At 63.7% G+C, this 19,242-nt stretch carries 15 protein-coding genes; 11 read left to right on the top strand and 4 right to left on the bottom strand.

What is annotated here, in order from left to right:
* Positions 1-35: 35 nt before the first annotated feature.
* Entirely contained in the window at positions 36-800 is a 765-nt protein-coding gene (locus tag QEN71_RS07250; protein WP_201656267.1) for a sugar phosphate isomerase/epimerase family protein, read from the bottom strand.
* A 130-nt stretch (positions 801-930) separates the two neighbouring features.
* Positions 931-1,845, bottom strand: coding sequence for a LysR family transcriptional regulator (locus tag QEN71_RS07245; RefSeq protein ID WP_201656264.1), 915 nt, complete (start codon positions 1,843-1,845; stop codon positions 931-933).
* Between the two features lie 119 nt (positions 1,846-1,964).
* Here QEN71_RS07245 and QEN71_RS07240 point away from each other — a divergent pair, with 119 nt between their 5' ends.
* The 8 genes from QEN71_RS07240 (at position 1,965) to QEN71_RS07205 (ending at position 9,606) form a co-directional block, all read left to right on the top strand.
* Positions 1,965-3,050 carry a YeiH family protein gene (locus tag QEN71_RS07240; protein ID WP_201656261.1) on the top strand — a complete coding sequence of 362 codons (1,086 nt, stop codon included), beginning with the start codon at positions 1,965-1,967 and terminating at the stop codon, positions 3,048-3,050.
* A 168-nt stretch (positions 3,051-3,218) separates the two neighbouring features.
* Positions 3,219-3,956: a glutathione S-transferase gene (locus tag QEN71_RS07235; protein ID WP_201656258.1), complete on the top strand. Its 738-nt coding sequence runs from the start codon at positions 3,219-3,221 to the stop codon at positions 3,954-3,956.
* A gap of 124 nt (positions 3,957-4,080) precedes the next feature.
* Positions 4,081-5,814 (top strand): ClcB-like voltage-gated chloride channel protein, encoded by a 1,734-nt coding sequence (locus QEN71_RS07230; RefSeq protein ID WP_201656255.1) that lies wholly within the window; start codon positions 4,081-4,083, stop codon positions 5,812-5,814.
* A gap of 161 nt (positions 5,815-5,975) precedes the next feature.
* Complete coding sequence (locus tag QEN71_RS07225) at positions 5,976-7,313, top strand: C45 family autoproteolytic acyltransferase/hydolase (RefSeq protein ID WP_201656252.1); 1,338 nt, start codon at positions 5,976-5,978, stop codon at positions 7,311-7,313.
* A gap of 338 nt (positions 7,314-7,651) precedes the next feature.
* Complete coding sequence (locus QEN71_RS07220) at positions 7,652-7,903, top strand: hypothetical protein (protein ID WP_201656250.1); 252 nt, start codon at positions 7,652-7,654, stop codon at positions 7,901-7,903.
* Between the two features lie 88 nt (positions 7,904-7,991).
* Positions 7,992-8,222: a DUF2795 domain-containing protein gene (locus QEN71_RS07215; protein ID WP_201656248.1), complete on the top strand. Its 231-nt coding sequence runs from the start codon at positions 7,992-7,994 to the stop codon at positions 8,220-8,222.
* 22 nt (positions 8,223-8,244) lie between these two features.
* Positions 8,245-9,141: an AraC family transcriptional regulator gene (locus QEN71_RS07210; protein ID WP_233472011.1), complete on the top strand. Its 897-nt coding sequence runs from the start codon at positions 8,245-8,247 to the stop codon at positions 9,139-9,141.
* A 90-nt stretch (positions 9,142-9,231) separates the two neighbouring features.
* Positions 9,232-9,606, top strand: coding sequence for a cupin domain-containing protein (locus tag QEN71_RS07205; protein WP_201656246.1), 375 nt, complete (start codon positions 9,232-9,234; stop codon positions 9,604-9,606).
* Positions 9,607-9,630: 24 nt separating this feature from the next.
* On the opposite strand, the gene QEN71_RS07200 is transcribed toward QEN71_RS07205, so the two are convergent.
* Positions 9,631-10,251 (bottom strand): TetR/AcrR family transcriptional regulator, encoded by a 621-nt coding sequence (locus QEN71_RS07200; RefSeq protein WP_201656244.1) that lies wholly within the window; start codon positions 10,249-10,251, stop codon positions 9,631-9,633.
* Positions 10,252-10,516: 265 nt separating this feature from the next.
* Between QEN71_RS07200 and QEN71_RS07195 the strand changes: the two genes are divergently transcribed.
* Genes QEN71_RS07195 through QEN71_RS07185 form a run of 3 tightly spaced genes read left to right on the top strand, consistent with a single transcriptional unit; the run spans position 10,517 to position 16,244 of the window.
* The gene (locus tag QEN71_RS07195; protein ID WP_201656451.1) at positions 10,517-11,653 is read left to right on the top strand and encodes an efflux RND transporter periplasmic adaptor subunit; all 1,137 of its coding nucleotides are present in this window, start codon (positions 10,517-10,519) and stop codon (positions 11,651-11,653) included.
* Positions 11,650-14,772: an efflux RND transporter permease subunit gene (locus QEN71_RS07190; protein ID WP_201656242.1), complete on the top strand. Its 3,123-nt coding sequence runs from the start codon at positions 11,650-11,652 to the stop codon at positions 14,770-14,772. The genes QEN71_RS07195 and QEN71_RS07190 overlap by 4 nt, the downstream gene beginning before the upstream one ends.
* Positions 14,773-14,774: 2 nt before the next feature.
* Positions 14,775-16,244, top strand: coding sequence for an efflux transporter outer membrane subunit (locus QEN71_RS07185; RefSeq protein ID WP_201656240.1), 1,470 nt, complete (start codon positions 14,775-14,777; stop codon positions 16,242-16,244).
* Between the two features lie 323 nt (positions 16,245-16,567).
* Here QEN71_RS07185 and QEN71_RS07180 read toward each other — a convergent pair whose 3' ends face one another.
* Positions 16,568-19,099, bottom strand: coding sequence for a penicillin-binding protein 1A (locus QEN71_RS07180; RefSeq protein WP_201656238.1), 2,532 nt, complete (start codon positions 19,097-19,099; stop codon positions 16,568-16,570).
* Positions 19,100-19,242: the final 143 nt, after the last annotated feature.

Below are 19,242 nucleotides of genomic sequence, written 5' to 3'. Positions count from 1 at the left end.
TCTCCAGTTCAGTCAGCGTCTGCTCGTCGCCGCATTCACGCGGACGCGAGCCATGCGGCGTAGTGCGACGCGTCGGCGGCGATGCGCGTCGCGTCGAACGGAAATTCGATGCCGCGCGGCACGTCGCGCGGCAGCAGCGGCAGCACGGCGGCGAAAACGGGATCGTCGGCGGCAGGCGCGACGGCAAAGCGGCGCGCACCCTCACCCGTCACCGCCTTGCAATGGATGTATTCGACGTGATCCGCGAGTTTCTTCGCCGCTTCGACGGGATCGACGCCAGGCCATTGCCAGTTGCCGATGTCGAACGTCATGCCAATCAGCTTGTGACGGCCTTCCTTGGCCAGCGCATTGAACAGGCCGTCGAACTGCGCGAGCGAGCCGCCGCGCTCCATCTGTCCGTTCTCGACGACGAGCCGCGCCGCGACGCCCTTCGTGCATGCCGCGATCGCGTCGGCATAGGCGCGTCCCGCGAAACCGCCCAGTTGCAGCTTGACGAAGCGCGCGCCGAGCGCCGTCGCTTCGATCAGCGCCTGACGCAAACTCGCTTCGTCGAGCGCGCCGTCGGCCGCGTACAGTTCGGCGGGCGTCGAATACACCGACCACAAGCCTTTCGCTGCGATTGACTTGCCCAGCGCCGACAGCGCTTCCGACGACGCCTCCGCTTCCAGCGCGAACAGCTCCCGGCGCACTTCAAACCCGGCCGCGCCCGCTTGCGCTGCCGTCTTCAGCCACGCGTGATGACCGTCCTTGCGGATCGCTTCGGCTCCAAACGCACTCGCGACGATGACAACTTCCGACATGCCCAAGACCCTGTTCTGTTACTCAAAACAGCCTTTGGAATCGGTTCCAAAGACAGATATCAAAAAAGCGCGACTGCGCTTGAGGCGAATACTGCCGCGCGACGCACATCGCGCCAATAGTGGTAATCCCTTAACGGCCGGACTCGCCCGGCAGAGGCCGCGCGTCGCCATTCAGGCACAGTTCGAGAAAGCGTCCGACGAGCCGTGACGGCGCGCTCGCATGCGGCACGAGAATCGAAAAACGTCGCGTGAGCGGCTCGGGGCCGAGCGGCAGACGGCACAGCGATTCGTTCTCGTGGCGCATCGACATCGCCGACACGAAACCGACGCCCATGCCCGCGCGCACGGCTTCCTTCACGCCCTCGACGCCCGCGATCGCGAGCGCCACGCGCATCGGCGCGCCCGCGCGGGCGAACGCGCGCTCGATCAGTTGCCGCACGCCGGAGCCTTCCTCGCGCAACACGAGCGCATGCGTGCTCAGATCGGTCAACGTCACGGCCCGCAAACCGGCCTCGGCGAGCGGATGCGAGCGCGGCATGATCGCGACGATCTCGTCCTCGTGCCACGGATGCACGACCGTATCGGGCGGCAGATCGCCGCCGACCTGCCCTTCGACCAGCGCGATATCGAACGAAGACAGCGCGCCGACGATATCGGCCGTATTGCCGTCGTCCGTATGGATCGTGACGTCGGGGTGAAGGCGCTGGAATTCGGCAATCAGATACGGCAGCAGATAGCTGGCGGGCGTCGTGCTCGCGCCGATCCGCAGCGTGCCCTGCTCCATGCCGCGCAGCGCGTCGCGATACGCGTACGCCTGGCGGAACGTGTCGCGCAGCCGCGACGCATAACTGGCAAGCTGCTCACCGGCGGGCGTGAGCCGCACGCCGCGGCCGTCGCGCAGATAGAGCGGCTCGCCGAATTCATCCTGCAACTGGCGCAACTGCCCGGACACGGCAGGCTGCGATAGATGCAGCGCCAGCGCGGCCCGGCTGATGTTCCGATGCTCGGCGACGGCGGCGAACGTTATAAGCTGGTCAGGGGTCATGGCGACAAAGTATCAGATTTCCCGATACATGACATTCTAAATCACGATTTTTCATATCGATATACGTAAATTAGGATAAGGCCATCGAGTCAAGCAGCCTTCACGAAGAGGTTGAAGCCATGTCCACCGCCCACACCCACGCCGTTCCCGCCGCCGCGCCGTCATCGACGCGCGGCCAGATCAACGGCATTCTTTTCGTCGCCCTGTTCGCAGCGGCCGTCACACGAATCGCCGCCATCCCGTCGATCGCCAACCTGGGCATCAGCCCGCTGATCGTCGGCATCGTCGGCGGGATGATCTACGGCAACGCGCTCAAAGACGGCATGCCCGATAGCTGGGCCGCCGGCGTCAATTTCTCGGCGCGCAAACTGCTGCGCATCGCCGTCGCGTTTTTCGGCCTGCGCGTCAGCATTCAGGAAATTGCGCAAGTCGGTTTGCCGGGTCTTACCGAATCATTACTGATCGTGGTCAGCACGCTCGTGATCGGCACCTGGGCCGGCATGAAACTGATGAAGCTCGATCGCGACAGCGCGCTGCTCACGGCAGCGGGCAGCGCGATCTGCGGCGCGGCCGCCGTGCTCGCCTTCGAATCGACGCTGCAATCGAAGCCGCACAAGAGCGCGATGGCCGTCGGTAGCGTGGTGCTGTTCGGCACGCTGTCGATGTTCCTTTACCCCGCTCTGCTGCGCGCCGGCATCATCCATCTCGATACGACGGGCGTTGGCCTGTTCTTCGGCGGCACGATTCACGAAGTCGCGCAGGTGGTCGGCGCGGCAAGCAACGTGAGCCCGGAAGCGACGCATATCGCCACCATCGTCAAGATGACCCGCGTGATGCTGCTGGTGCCCGTGCTGCTGATCGTCGGCTTCTGGGTGAACCGCTCGGCGCGTCAGGCGATGGCAAAGGGCACGCACGATGCAACGCATGCACCGCGCAAGCTCGCCGTACCCTGGTTCGCACTTGGCTTCCTTGCCTGTGTCGCCGTGAACTCGCTGCACATCCTGCCCGAAGCAGCAACGAACACGGTCAACATGCTCGACACGTTCGCACTAACGATGGCCATGACGGCGCTCGGCATCGAAACGCGCCTCTCGCAGATCCGCGACGCCGGTCCGCGTGCACTGACGACAGGTCTGATCCTCTACGTGTGGCTCTTCGCAGGCGGTCTGGGCATCACATGGCTCGTCCAGCACCTGTTCGGCTAAGCCGCCACCTCTCTCAAACAAGCCCCGCCGCGTGCGGGGCTTTTGTGCTTTTTGCCTATACCTTCCGGAACACGCAAAGTTCGCATGTCGCGCGGCATACTTCTAGCTCCCTTCCGTGTGCAAGCGCGGCGCGACCCGCGCCGCTGACAACCGAATGAGGACTGACCGATGACTTACAAACTCTACTATTGGGATGGCTTGCAGGGCCGCGGCGAATTCGTGCGGCTCGCGCTGGAAGAGGCACGCGCGGACTATGTGGAAGTGGCGCGCGGCGATGAACAGGACGGACTCGGCACGGGCGCGATGATCGACGTGCTGAACGATAAAGATGAAGCGTGTCTGCCGTATGCGCCGCCGTTTCTGCAGGACGGCGATCTGATCATTTCGCAGTCGGCGAACATCCTGTTCTATCTCGGGCCGAAGCTGAATCTCGCGCCGAAAATCGACAGTCTGCGCTACGTGGCAAACGGACTGCAGCTGACCATCGCCGATATGGTCACGGAAGCGCACGACACGCATCATCCCCTCGCATCGGGCATGTATTACGAGGAACAGAAAGAGGCCGCGAAAATCCGCTCGACGGATTTCATCGACCATCGCATTCCGAAGTTCATGGGCTATTTCGAGCGCGTGCTGAAGCAGAACCCCGCAGGCGATACGCATATGGTCGGCGACACGCTCACCTACGTCGACCTGTCGATGTTCCAGCTGATCGACGCCCTGCACTATGCGTTTCCGCGTGCGATGAAACATTTCGGCGAGCGTCATCCGCGTCTTGCCGCACTGCACGACGCGGTGCTCAAGCGGCCGAACATCGCGGCCTATCTCGACTCGGAACGGCGCCTGCCGTACAACGAAACCTGTGTCTTCCGGCACTATCCCGAACTCGACAAGGATGTGAACTGACACTGCACTTTCATCCGTCGCGGCGCGTATCCAGACGAGCGCGCCGTCCTTCAAAATGCCGTCGCGCAAGGCCGATAACATGCAGACCATGCGCGTCAATCAACCTTAAACGCCCGCTCCTTCCGTGCTTTCATTCCTGCTGAGACTGCGCACCCGCGCCGCCCATCTCTTCCGCCTGTCCGATGCGCACACGATGCTGGTGTGGTCGGTGATCGTCGGCATCGCGGGCGCCTTTGCGACGATCGCGTTCCGTGAAGGCATCTCGCTGCTGCAGCGGGTGTTCACCGGGCAAGACGGCAGTCTCGTCGAAATGGCGCGGCGTCTGCCGCTCGCGATGCGCATCGGCTTGCCCGCGTTCGGCGGCCTGATCGCGGGTCTGCTGCTGCTCGTCGCGCAGCGCGGCGTCGACAGGAAGCTACATACGGATTACATGGAAGCCGTCGTGATCGGCGACGGCGTCGTGCCGGTGCGCGTGAGTCTGTGGCGCAGCGTGTCGTCGCTGTTCACGATTTCGAGCGGTGGCTCGATCGGCCGCGAAGGTCCGATGGTGCAGCTCGCTGCGCTGGGCGCGTCGCTGATCGGGCGCGTCGTGCATTTCGATCCGCCGCGTCTGAGGCTGCTCGTCGCGTGCGGCGCGGCGGCAGGTATCACGTCCGCGTACAGCGCGCCCATCGCGGGCGCCTTCTTCGTCACCGAGATCGTGCTTGGTTCGATCGCGATGGAAAGTTTCGGGCCCGTCGTGGTGTCGTCGGTGGTGGCGAACATCGTGATGCGCGAATTCGCCGGCTACAAGCCGCCTTACGAAATGCCCGTGTTTCCGCCCGTCGCGGGACTCGAAGTGCTGCTCTTCGTCGCGCTCGGCTTGCTGTGCGGCACGGCGGCACCGCAGTTCCTGCGGCTCATCGATACGAGCAAATCTGCGTTCGGCCGGTTGCGCGTGCCGTTGCCACTCAGGCTTGCACTGGGCGGGTTGATCGTCGGCATTCTGTCGATCTGGACGCCCGAGGTGTGGGGCAACGGCTATAGCGTCGTCAACTCGATCCTGCATTCGCCGTGGACATGGACGGCGCTCGTCGTCGTGCTCGTCTTCAAGCTGATCGCGACGGCGGCCACCGTAGGTTCGGGCGCAGTCGGCGGCGTGTTTACGCCGACGCTCTTCGTCGGCGCGGTGATCGGCTCGCTGTTCGGCATCGGCATGAATGCGCTGTGGCCGCATGCGACCTCCGCGCCGTTCGCCTACGCGATGGTCGGCATGGGCGCGTTTCTCGCGGGCGCGACGCAGGCGCCGCTGATGGCGATCCTGATGATCTTCGAAATGACGCTGAGCTATCAGGTCGTGCTGCCGCTGATGCTGTCATGTGTGGTCGCGTACTTCGCGGCGCGCGCGATCGGCAAGACATCGATGTACGACATCACGCTGCATCGCAACCGCGAGGAAAAAGAACGCATGCGGCTGCGCTCGACGCAGATGCGCGAACTGATTCGCCCGCCGCAAACCGTCGTGCAACCGAACGCGACCGTGCACGACATGACGCGCGTGTTCCTCGAGTACCCCGTCAAGTATCTGTACGTGACGGATGAAAGCGGCTCTTTTCTCGGCGTTGTCGCGCTCAAGGACATCACGTCCGATCTGCTCGACAAGCGCGACACGTCGACGAAGACGGCCGCGGATTATCTGCAGCCTCATTTCGACGTGCTGACGCCGGACATGCCGCTCGGCGTCGCGCTACAGCATTTCATGGCGTTCCAGGGCGAACGTCTGCCTGTCGTCGAAAGCACGGCGCGGCCCACGCTCGCGGGCGTCGTCTACAAGACTTCGCTGCTCGACGCGTATTTCCGGATGAACCCGGCGCGGTAAATACGCAAGCCTCTCTGCAGCCACCGTTCGGCACATGGCAAAGCGCGGCAAGTTCCCTACAATGAATTGACCACGAACGAGCCGAAAGCCGCATCCCGCGAATCACGGCGCTGAGCAACGCCGGCGGCGATGCCGCGCTATCCGAACGAGCGGGAGCGAAGATGAGCAAACCGTCCATCGATGCCGTGCGCCGCGATCATGCCGGCTGGATCTTCGTGCATGTCGAAGGCGAGCCGTACGACCGCGGCGAGCAGCACGGCCAGTTGCTCGCCGCCGAAATCCAGAACGCGATCCGCACGGCCCGCTATCTCGCGAAATGGGACACGGGCGAAGAGTTCGACACGTTCATCAATGCCGCCGTCGAGCAATTCGCGCCTCGCATCGACAGCGAATACGCCGACGAAATCCAGGGCATCGCCGACGGCGCAAAACTGACATTCGCCGAAGTGCTCGCGTGGAACGGCTACATGGATCTGCTGCAAAGCTGGTGGCCGCAGAACGCGGCGCTGCAGAAGCCGCAACTCGGTTTGAAGCCGTGGCGCGGGCGGCGAGGGCATCATTGCAGCGCGTTCATCGCAACAGGCAGCGCAACGCGCGACGGCCGCATCGTGATGGCGCACAACTCGTGGGATCGATACGCCGCGGGCGACGCGTTCAACGTCGTGTTCGACATCGTCCCCGAATCGGGCAACCGCATCCTGATGCAAGGATTGCCCGGCTGCATTTCGAGCCTGACCGATTTCTGGGTGACGTCGGCGGGCCTGATGGTGACGGAAACGACTATTTCGAACTTCGCGGGCTACAACGCATCGGGCGCGCCGGAGTTCTACCGCTCGCGACACGCGACGCAATACGCGAACAGCATCGGCGAATGGTGCGAGATGTTCGCGATGGCCAACAACGGCGGCTACGCGAACAGCTGGCTGATCGGCGATACAAAGACAGGCGAGATCGCCCGCTACGAACTCGGCCTGCACTACTCCGGTTTCGAGAGCACGAAGGACGGCTTCTACAGCGGCTACAACGCGGCGACCGACCTGAAAATCCGCAATCAGGAATGTACGGGCGAAGGCGAGGATTACACCGACGTGCGTCGCAACGGCGCGCGGCGCTTGCGCTTCATGCAGCTCGAGGAAATTCATCGAGGAAAGATCGATGTCGAACTGGCGAAGGCGATGATCGCCGATCATCACGACGTCTATCTCGATCGCCCGGACAACCCGTGCTCGCGAACAATCTGCGGTCATCTCGAACTCGACGACCAGCGCTTCGGCGGCTCGGATCACGGGCCGTTCAATCCGTGGGGCGCGAACGACGGCAAGGTCGTCGATAGCGACATGGCGCGCGAGATGGCGTTCTTCGCGCGCTGGGGTCATCCGTGCGGCCGTCCGTTCGACGCGCAGGCGTTCATGAAACGCCATCCGCAATGGAACTGGCTGAACGGCTATATGCGCGACCGGCCATCGTGGCCGTGGACCCGTTTCGACGTGCTGCGCTGACCGCTCGCTCGCACCGCCACGCAGGTGTCCGGATATGCCGGGTTAACGCCACCCGCTTTCTACATACGGGATGCCGTGCGCATCGCACGCAGCCTTTGAATCGCTCGCGACGCGCCGCCCGCCCGACATGAAACCGCCTCAAACCTCCGTCAACGGCGCGCCATATCCTTGCTTCCTTGCGCCTCTTCAGCGCTTGTAAAAATAACTGGCGTAATATGAGGGTGAGACGCGGTGCTCGCAGACGGCAACCGCGTGGAGCGGCCGCCCCGACGTGTTTATCGAAATGGCATACCGCTTGCATGCAGTTCCTGCGCTGCCTGGCAAAAGGAGGTCGAGCGATGAAAACCTCGACGCTGTTGATCATGGTGACGTTGTCGGCTTCGTGTTTCGCCGCGCCGGTGCATACGGCGACGGACGGCACGATCGACACGGCCGCCGCCCGCGCCAATGCCGCCCCCGTCGCGCCTGCCGCGCCGGACGTCGCGGCCCAGACCGACATCCGGCCAGAGCGATGGGAGCACATTGCACTACCGAAGTCGCGGCATCTGGAGCGCGGCTTCATCGCACAGGACGAGCATCTGCAGACATGACGGCGCGACTGATTGCGCAACGCTGCGCGATTCGACGGGCAGATCGTCCCGCTCGCGTCGATAACTTTCAGAACAATGGAGCGCGAGCATGACGGAATCGGCTATTCCGGGTGAATCGATTGACCTGCAGATTGCAGATGTGCTGAGCGGCGTCACCTACCCGCTCAACAAGGACGCGCTCGTCGATGCCGCGCGCGATGCCGGCGCGAGCAACGAAGTGCTGTCGATGCTCGACGGCCTGCCCGAGCAGGATTACGCGGACATCCAGTCGGTGACGAAGCTGATCGGCAGCAATTTTGGGCCGGGTCTCGGCATCTGAATCGGCATCTGACCGTTCGATCATGCAGGCACGCAATACAACTGACGCGACCGACGCAACGTCCGAACCAGCCTCGACCGCGCCTCAAGCCACGAATCCAGACACGAAAACGCGCGACTGGATCCGGCGCGCGCCCGCACAGGACGGCGTCGAGCGGATCGAGGCCTTTTTCCAGCACAACGGCTACGCGCTGCATCGGCATGACACGTACGCGATCGGACGCACGCTCGCGGGCGTGCAGAGTTTTCATTACCGGTGCAGCGTGCGCAACAGCCTGCCCGGCGGCACGATGGTGCTTCATCCCGATGAGATGCACGACGGTCAGGCGGGGACCGACGAAGGTTTCCGCTACCGGATGATTTACGTCGAGCCCGCCGTCTTCCAGGCGGCGCTGGGCGGCAAGCCGTTGCCGTTCATCGAAGGCGGGCTGTCGGACGATCCGCGTCTGGCCGCCGCGACGGAAACGCTGCTGCAAGGCATAGACCGTCCGCTCGATCCGCTCGAACAGGACGACGCGCTGTTCGATCTCGCGCACGCGCTCGATGCCGCGTCGGGCGCACGTTCCATTCAACCGCTGCGCGCTTCCGCCGATTTCCGCGCGGCGCAGGTCGCACGCGATTATCTGCACGCCGCACTCGACCGTCCCGTCACGCTCGACGAACTGGCCGCCGCGAGCGGCCGCGACCGCTGGAGTCTGTCGCGCGATTTCCGCACGTTTTACGGCACGAGTCCGCATCGCTATCTGACGATGCGCCGGCTCGACGCCGCACGGCTATCGATGCTGCGCGGCATGGCGCTCGTCGATGCCGCCGCTGCCGCGGGCTTCGCGGACCAAAGCCACATGACACGGCATTTCGTGGCCGCCTACGGCGTGACGCCGTCGCGCTGGCTTCGGATGCTCACCACACAAACCCGCTGACGCCGCGCCGCGTTTGCACGAACGTTCAAGACTTCCGTGCGGACGCGTCACTACACTCGCTGGCATTGACTTTCAACGAAAGGAAACGCCATGTCCGCCACACCCTATCAAGCCATCAATTTCACCGACAAGCTGAGCCGTATCCACGACCAGTGGCAGCCGCGCGTAGTCGCCGAAATGAACGACTATCAGTTCAAGGTCGTGAAGATCGAAGGCGATTTCATCTGGCACGATCATGCCGATACCGACGAAACCTTCATCGTGCTGGAAGGCAAACTGCGTCTCGATTTCCGCGATGGCGCGGTGACGCTGTCGGCGGGAGAAATGTTCGTCGTGCCGAAGGGCAAGGAGCACAAGCCCTACGCAGAAAAAGAAGTGAAACTGCTGCTGATCGAGCCGCGCGGCGTGAAAAACACGGGCAACGAAACGAGCGAACGCACGGCGCTCAACGACGTCTGGATCTGAGCGGCGCAACTGGCGCCGCCTGCATCAGTCCATCGACCGGCCGAACACGACGCGCGCGAAGAAACTGCCGAGCACTTCTTCCGCGCGCTCGCCTGAAAAACGTTGAGGGTCGACGGTAAAGAAGAACTGCATGCCGTCGCACAAGCCCATCAGACCGACCGCCAGCGTTTCGGCCGGCAACGGCAACGGCGTGCCGACGCGCACCGAAAACTCCGCGATATACGCCGTCAGCTGCTCTAGCTTCTCATGCATGAATGCATTGAAGCGCACGCGGAACCGCGCATCGCGCGCGGCGAGCAGCTTCGCCTCCACCCACAAGATGAAGCACTTGTTCTCGCTCGGCATGCGGCTGTAGTAGCGCAGCACGCTCGCTTCCATTTCCTCACGCGTCGCGTTCTCTTCGAAGATGCTTTGCAGATCCGCCTGCATCGACTCGTGATCGCGCCGCAGCAATTCCAGGAACAGTTCAGGCTTGCTGCGGAAGTTCGAGTAGAACGCGCCGCGCGTGTAGCCCGCCGCCTCGGCGATGTCCTCGACGCTCGCCGCGGCGAACCCCTTCTTCATGAAAATGGCCTGCGCAGCATCGAGCAGACGCAAGCGCGTCTGGTCTTTGCTCTGTTCGCGGGTGAGTCGTATGCGTTTCATATTTAACAGTCTAGCATCGATCCGTCACCAGATTCGGCTTTGCATTCAGATACATGTGTGTATTAGAATGCACTTCAACATCCGAAGCAATCAGTGCAGCACCTGGTGAAGCGACATGTTCATTGATGCGATCCGCATCGAAATGCACGTGTTAACGGTTCACCGTACGCCGTCGGTAGCCTCTGGCCTGCCGTATCCGTTTGCATTTCAGCCTGGGGGCATCGTGAATCGTTCCCGTCGTGGCGCGCCAGTCATTGCGCGCAAGCTGTCTCGCCTGTCTGCATCATCTCCATCGCTTCGTCGTACCGCGTTTACCGCACTCGTTCTCGCGAGCGCGCTGACGCTCGCCGCCTGTCACAACAAGGAAGCCGCCGCGCCCGCGCCGCGGCCTGTCGTGGCCGTCGCCGTGCATGCCGATGGCCAGCCGCTCGCAGCCTCGCTGCCGGGCGAAGTGCAGGCGCGTTACTCGACACCGCTGTCGTTCCGTATCGCCGGCAAGATCATCGAGCGGCGCGTGCGTCTCGGTGACGTCGTGCAGAACGGTCAGATCGTCGCGCGACTCGATCCCGCCGATGCGCAGAAGAATGCCGCCAGCGCCGCCGCACAACTCGATGCCGCGCAGCATCGGCTCGTCTATGCAAAGCAGCAACTCGACCGCGACCGCGCGCAGGCTCGCGAGAACCTGATCGCGCAAACGCAGCTGGAACAGACGGAAGACGCGTACGCATCGGCGGCCGCGCAGCGCGATCAGGCGCAACAACAGGCCGCGCTCGCGAAAGACCAACTGCAATACACGACGCTCACCGCCGACCACGCGGGCGTCATCACGGCGGAACAGGCGGATACGGGGCAAAACGTGTCGTCGGGCCAGGCCGTCTACAACCTCGCATGGTCGGGCGATGTCGACGTCGTGTGCGACGTGCCCGAAGGCGCGCTCGCTTCGCTGCGTGTGGGCACGAACGCCACCGTCAAGCTCGGCGCGCTGCCGGGCCGCACGTTCAATGCGCGCGTGCGCGAACTGTCGCCCGCCGCCGATCCGCAAAGCCGCACGTGGCGCGCAAAGCTCACGCTCGATCATCCGGGCACCGACGTGCGTCTCGGCATGACAGCCGACATCGACTTCGCGCACGACTCCACCGCTGCGCACGCCAGCCTCTACACGCTGCCCGCGACGGCCCTCTTCCACGACGGCACGCAGCCCGCCGTCTGGGTCGTGAAAAGCGGCAACGATCAGCTCGAACTGCGCCGCGTGCAGGTTTCGCACTACGCCGAACGGACCATCGCGATTTCTCAGGGTTTGAACGAAGGCGAACGCGTCGTGTGGCAAGGCGTGCATACCGTGACGGCGGGCGAAAAGGTCCGCGTCGTCGCACCGCTGCATCCCGAGGATTTCGCGTCATGAGCGGCATGCACGACGAAGAAGGACGCTTCAACCTGTCCGCGTGGGCGCTGCGGCATCAGGCGCTGGTGGTGTTTCTGATCGCGCTCTCGACCGCGTTCGGCATTCTTGCGTACACGAAGCTCGCGCAATCGGAAGATCCGCCGTTCACGTTCCGCGTGATGGTGATCCGCACGTTCTGGCCCGGCGCGACGGCGCGTCAGGTGCAGGAAGAAGTCACCGACCGCATCGGCCGCAAGCTGCAGGAAACGCCCGCAATCGATTTTCTGCGCAGCTATTCGCGTCCCGGCGAATCGCTGATTTTCTTCACGATGAAGGACTCCGCGCCCGTGAAGAACGTGCCGGAAACCTGGTATCAGGTGCGCAAGAAAGTCGGCGATATCGCGCAGACTCTTCCGCAGGGCATTCAAGGCCCGTTCTTCAACGACGAGTTCGGCGACGTCTACACGAACATCTACACGCTCGAAGGCGACGGTTTTTCGTCGGCACAACTGCACGACTATGCAGATGAACTGCGCACCGTGCTGCTGCGCGTGCCGGGCGTCGGCAAGGTCGATTATTTCGGCGATCCTGACCAGCACATCTATGTCGAGATCACGAACACGCAGCTGACGCGCCTCGGCATTTCGCCGAACCAGCTCGCGCAGGCGATCAACTCGCAGAACAGCGTGTCGCCGTCCGGCACGCTGACGACTCATGACGACCGCGTGTTCGTGCGTCCCACGGGGCAATTCAAAGACCTGAACGCACTCGCCGATACGCTGATCCGCATCAACGGCCGTTCATTCCGGCTCGGCGATATCGCGACGATCAAGCGCGGCTACGACGATCCCGTCGTCACGCAGATGCGCTTCGCGGGCAAGCCTGTGCTCGGCATCGGCGTAACGATGCAGACGGGCGGCGACGTGATCCATCTTGGCAAGGCGCTCGACGCGAAGATGACGGATTTGCAGGCGCATCTGCCTGCGGGCCTGAAGCTCGTCGAAGTGTCGAGCATGCCGCACGCGGTCGCGCATTCCGTCGACGACTTCCTCGAAGCCGTCGCCGAAGCGGTTGCGATCGTGCTGGTCGTGAGTCTGGTGTCGCTGGGCGTGCGCACGGGAATGGTCGTCGTGATCTCGATTCCCGTCGTGCTCGCCGTGACGGCGCTGTGCATGTATCTGTTCGATATCGGCTTGCACAAGGTGTCGCTCGGGACGCTGGTGCTCGCGCTCGGCCTGCTCGTCGACGACGCGATCATCGCCGTCGAAATGATGGCCGTGAAACTCGAACAGGGCTGGAATCGCACGCGTGCCGCCGCGTTCGCGTACACGAGCACGGCGTTTCCGATGCTGACGGGCACGCTCGTCACGGTGTCCGGCTTTCTCCCCATCGCGCTCGCGAAGTCGAGCACGGGCGAATACACACGCTCGATCTTCGAAGTGTCGGCGATTGCGCTGATCGCGTCGTGGCTCGCAGCCGTCGTGCTGATTCCGATGCTCGGCTATCACCTGCTGCCCGAGCGCAAACGCCAGGCGCACGAACCGGAAGATCACGAGCACGACATCTACGAAACGCGCTTCTATCGACGGCTGACGGGCTGGATCACGTGGTGCATCGAGCGGCGCTTCATCGTGCTCGCGATTACGGTGATCCTGTTCATCGTGTCGCTGGCGGGCTTTACGCTCGTGCCGCAACAGTTCTTCCCGAGTTCGGACCGCCCGGAACTGCTCGTCGACGTGCGACTGCCCGAAGGCGCATCGTTCGAAGCGACGTTGCGCCAGGCGCAGCGCATCGAAAAAGCGCTCGAAGGACGGCCCGAAATCGATCATTCGGTCGACTTCGTCGGCTCGGGCGCACCGCGCTTCTATCTGCCGCTCGATCAACAGTTGCAGCAGCCGAACTTCGCGCAGTTCGTGATCACGGCGAAGTCGGTCGAGGAGCGCGAGAAGCTCGCACGCTGGCTCGAACCGAAGTTGCGCAACGACTTCCCCGCGATCCGCACGCGCCTGTCGCGCCTCGAAAACGGCCCGCCCGTCGGTTATCCCGTGCAGTTCCGCGTGAGCGGCGACGACATCGCGACCGTACGCTCGATCGCCGAGAAAGTCGCCGCGACGATGCGCGCGAACGCCGGCACGGCGAACGTGCAGTTCGACTGGGACGAACCCGCCGAGCGCTCGGTGCGCTTCGAAGTCGATCAAAAGAAGGCGCGCGAACTGGGCGTGACGTCGGCGGACGTGTCGAGCTTTCTCGCGATGACGCTGTCCGGCTACACGGTCACGCAGTACCGCGAGCGCGACAAGCTGATCAGCGTCGATCTGCGCGCGCCGAAGAACGAGCGCGTCGACCCGTCGCAACTGCTGACGCTCGCGATGCCGACGCCGAACGGCGCGGTGCCGCTCGGTACGCTTGGCCATATGCGCGACGACCTCGAATACGGTGTGATCTGGGAACGCGACCGACAACCGACGATCACCGTGCAATCCGACGTGCGCGGCAACGCGCAAGGCATCGACGTCACACATGCCGTCGACAAGCAGCTCGCGAACATTCGCTCGACGCTGCCCGTCGGTTATCGGATCGAGATCGGCGGATCGGTCGAGGAAAGCGCGAAGGGTCAGACGTCGATCAACGCGCAGATGCCCATCATGATCATCGCCGTGCTGACGCTGCTGATGATCCAGCTGCAGAGCTTCGCGCGCGTGCTGATGGTCGTGCTGACGGCACCGCTCGGCCTGATCGGTGTAGTCGCGACGCTGCTGCTGTTCGGCAAGCCGTTTGGCTTCGTCGCGATGCTCGGCGTGATCGCGATGTTCGGCATCATCATGCGTAACTCGGTGATTCTCGTCGATCAGATCGAGCAGGACATCGCGCAAGGTCACAAGCGTTTCGATGCGATCGTCGGCGCGACGGTGCGGCGATTCCGGCCGATCACGCTGACGGCGGCAGCTGCCGTGCTCGCGCTGATTCCGCTCTTGCGTTCCAACTTCTTCGGACCGATGGCGACGGCGCTGATGGGCGGCATCACGAGCGCGACGGTGCTCACGCTGTTCTATCTGCCCGCGCTGTATGCCGCGTGGTTCCGCGTGCGCGGCAACGAGCGCGATCCGCGGCCCGAGCCGTCCGAACATTCGGGGAATTGATCATGAGCTTTCTTTCGATGACCCGCACGTCTTGCGCTGTCGCCGTAGCTTCCGTGTTCGCGGCGGCCTGCTCGTTCGGGCCCAACGGCAACCCGCCCGCGATGCCCGCGCCCGCGCACTACGGCGCCGATGAACAACCGACGCAGACGGTGCCCGCACAAGGCGTCACGCAGCAGTTCGTCGTCGGCGCGAAGGCCGTGCCGGAATGGTGGCGCACGTTTCAATCGGATGAACTGAATGCGCTCGTCGACGAAGGCTTGCGCAATAGCCCGACGCTCGATGCCGCCGACAAGAGTTTGAAGGCAGCGCGCGAGCAGTTGCGCGCGCAGGTCGGCAGCAACATGCTGCCGACCATCGATGCCGGCGGCCAGGCCGCGCGACAACGCGCACTCGCGATTCCCGAAGCGGGGCCGAATACGTTTCTGTACAACACGTTCGTCGGCCAGCTGCAGGCGCAGTACACGTTCGATATTTTCGGCGCGGCGCGGCTGGCGAATGCGGCGCTCGCGTCGCGCGTGACCGTGCAGGCTTTCCAGTTCGACGCGGCGCGCCGCGCGCTGGCCGCGAATATCGTGACGGCGGCGATTTCGGCAGCGATGCTCGATGCCGAGGTGCAGACAGCGGAGCGTCTCGTCACGCTCGCCAACGAGCAGGCACGCGACACGCAGCGCCGCTACGATCTCGGCGCGGTCTCCCATAGCGATCTGCTGAATGCGCAGCAAAGCGCGGCGTCGCTGGCCGCGAGTTTGCCCGCTGCGCGCCAGCAGTTGCTGACGACGCGTCACGCGCTCGCCGTGCTGCTCGGCCGCACGCCGGACCAGGCGCCTCCGCCGCTCGATCTGGCGTCGCTGCATGTGCCCGAACAGGTGCCCGTGTCGGTGCCGTCCGATCTGCTGAAAGCGCGCCCCGACATCGAGGCCGCCGACGCGACGCTTAAAGCGGCCGCCGCCGATGTCGGCGTCGCGACGGCGCAGATGTTTCCGAGCATCACGTTGAATGCGTCGATGGGACAAGGCGGTTTCAGCTGGCCCGTCGCGCTGTCGGGCGCGGGCGCGATCTGGAGCATCGGCGCATCGATCACGCAGCCGATCTTCCATGGCGGCGCTTTATTTGCGCAGCGGCGCGCGGCGGTGGCTTCGTATGAAGCCGCGACGTCGCAATACAAGCAGACGGTGCTCGCGGCGTTTCAGAACGTGGCCGATACGCTTGCCTTGCTGGAACACGATGCGCAATCGCTCGATGCTTCGAACGTGGCCGCGCGCGCGGCTCAGCATGCATTTGACGAGACGTCGGCGCGGTATCGGCTGGGTGCCGTGCCCGTGTCGGCATCGCGGGCCAGCGAGCAGCAGTATCGCAATGCAAGGCTCGACGAGATTCGCTATACGGGCGCCCGGTTGAACGATACGGCGGCGTTGTTTCAGGCGATGGGGAATCCGCCTGCTGAGGAAGCGCATGCCGCCGCTACACAGTGATTGCGCCGTGTGAAGTTATCCCCAGTTTCTGGGGATGATCTTGTTGAGATCGTCGGGACAAGCGGGGTAAGTCGTTGAGCAAGCAATGAAATTTTCTGGCGATGCAGATTGCGCTGCGCGTGCCTTAAAAACGGACGATCATCGTTCGCGGCATGTTATCAACAGATTCTGTTGGCAGGGCTGTTGATAACGCCTGGACAAACGCCCTAACCTGTTGAGCGCGCAATGGAATCATCCGCTGATGCACGCTCCTCAAGCACAAAAAAACGCGCCCGTGATTTCCACCACGGGCGCGTTTTTCTTTCCAGCCAATCAAACGGGCATCAAGGCTTGTTCGACTCGAACAGATCCATGATCTGCTTCTTCTCCGTCGACGTGACATTCGGCGGCGGCGCAGGCGGCGTCATCCCCGCCGGCCCGACCGTACCAACCGCATCGCCGCCGCTGGCCAGCGGATTCGCCGAATCCATGCCGATACTCGCGACAAATCCCGCACCCGGCGTCATGTCCGCGTAGAACAGTTCGCCATCGACGGTCGTGACGCCCGGCGGCACTTCCGGCTCCGTTTGCGGCACACCGCGCAGCGCGCGCTGCATGTACTCGACCCAGATGGGGAGCGCGAGTTGCGCGCCGAATTCGCGGCTGCCGAGCGACTTCGGCTGGTCGTAACCCATCCACGCGACGGCCACGAGCGATTGCTGATAGCCGGCGAACCAGCCGTCCTTCGCGTCGTTCGTCGTACCCGTCTTGCCTTGCAGGTCGTTGCGCTTGAGCACGTTGGTGCCCGCGCCCGTACCCGCCGTCGCCACCGAATGCAGCAGGCTGTTCATGATGTACGCGTTGCGCGGCTCGAGCGTGCGCGGTGCATCCTTGCCCGCCGTCAGCGGCTGCGCGCGTGACAATGGCTGACCGTGCGCATCGTCGACTTCGCCGATCAGATACGGATTGATCCGGTAGCCGCCGTTCGCGAACACGCTATACGCACCCGCCGATTGCAGCGGCGTGACGAGGCCCGCACCGAGCGCCATGGGGAGATACGGCGGCGTCTTGTCGGCGTCGAAGCCGAAACGCTGCGTGACGAAGTCCTGCGCGTACTTCGTGCCGATGTACGACAGAATGCGGATCGACACGAGGTTCTTCGACTTCTGCAACGCGAGACGCAGCGGCATCGGACCATCGGGCTGATCGTCGTCCTTCGGCTCCCATGCATCGCCGCCCGGCGCGCTCGGCGGGAAGTACAGCGGCGCGTCGTTGATGATCGTCGCCGGTCCGAGGCCCTTGTCGAGCGCCGCCGAGTAGATGAACGGCTTGAAGCTCGAACCCGGCTGGCGCCATGCCTGCGTAATGTGATTGAACTTGTTCTTGTTGAAGTCGAAGCCACCGACGAGCGCGCGGATCGCGCCGTCCTGCGGCGTCATCGACACCAGCGCGCCTTCCACCTGCGGCAGTTGCGTGATCTGCCACTTGCCGTTCGCATCGGCGATCAGACGCACGATCGAACCCGGGCGGATTTTCTGTGCCTGCGCCGCGCGCGCCGACAGCGAGCCCGCCGCGAACTTCAGCCCGTCGCCCGTCACGCTCGCCTGCGTGCCGTCGAGCAGTTGCGCCTTCACTTCCTTCGCGCCCACCGACGTCACGACAGCCGCCACGATCTCGCCGTTGTCGGGATGATCGTTGAGCGCATCTTCGATAGCCTCGTCGCGCTCGTCGCCCGATGCAGGCAGTTCGACGAAACCTTCCGGCCCGCGATAGCCGTGACGGCGCTCGTAGTCCATCACGCCCTTGCGCACCGCGCGATACGCGGCTTCCTGATCGGCGGAATCGATCGTCGTCGTGACGTTGAGGCCGCGCGTGTACGTTTCGTCCTTGTACTGCGCGTACATCATCTGGCGCACCATTTCCGCGATGTACTCGGCGTGCACGCTGTACTCGTTGCCTGCCGTCTTCGTGCGGATCTCTTCCTTGATCGCCTGGTTGTACTGGTCCTGCGTGATGTAGTTCAGGTCGAGCATCCGCTTCAGGATGTATTCCTGACGGATCTTCGCGCGCTTCGGATTGACGACCGGGTTGTACGCGGACGGCGCCTTCGGCAGACCCGCGAGCATCGCCGCTTCGGCGAGTGTGATGTCCTTCAGATCCTTGCCGAAGTACACGCGTGCCGCGGCCGCGAAGCCGTAAGCGCGCTCGCCCAGATAGATCTGGTTCATGTACAGCTCGAGAATCTGGTCTTTCGTCAGCGCGCGCTCGATCTTGTACGCGAGCAGCATTTCATAGATCTTGCGCGTGTAGGTCTTTTCGCTGGAGAGGAAGAAGTTGCGCGCGACCTGCATCGTGATCGTACTCGCGCCCTGCGACGAGCCGCCGTGCATGATGTCCGCGAAACCCGCGCGCAAAATGCCGATGAAGTCGACGCCGCCGTGTTCGTAGAAGCGGTAATCCTCGATGGCGAGCACCGCTTTTTTCTGCACGTCAGGGATGTCCTGGAAGCGCACGAGGCTGCGGCGCTCTTCGCCGAACTCGCCGATCAGCACGTGATCCGCCGTGTAGATGCGCAGCGGCACTTTCGGGCGATAGTCCGTCAACGCGTCGAGCGACGGCAGTTGCGGGCCCATCACGACGAGCCCGTAACCGATGATCAGCGCGCCGACGACGGCGAGCGTCGCGAACAGCCCGGCGAACCAGATCGCGATCGTGCCGCCGATGGAACGCCCGCCACTCCCGCTTGCATCGCTTTCGTCTTCTTCACGCTGCGCGTAGCGATAGTCGCGGCTCGGGTTGTCGTTGCTGCCGAAAGATGGCTCGCGGCCTGGATGCCCTGAGGAACTGGAAGAATTCGGTCGTTTGATGATTGGCATGACTGGAATGATGGGCGCCTTCTACGCGCCGGTATGCACGCGTGATGCGCTTGAATCGTGATCGTGGCGTCGCTCGCGCGCGTGATGCGCAGCCGCGGCACCGTTGCACGCCAGATCGACGCCTTCCGGCGCCCTCTCGACGG

It is taken from the genome of Paraburkholderia sabiae (assembly GCF_030412785.1).
Taxonomy (GTDB): Bacteria; Pseudomonadota; Gammaproteobacteria; order Burkholderiales; family Burkholderiaceae; genus Paraburkholderia; species Paraburkholderia sabiae.
This window is presented reverse-complemented; position numbering and strand designations above follow the sequence as displayed.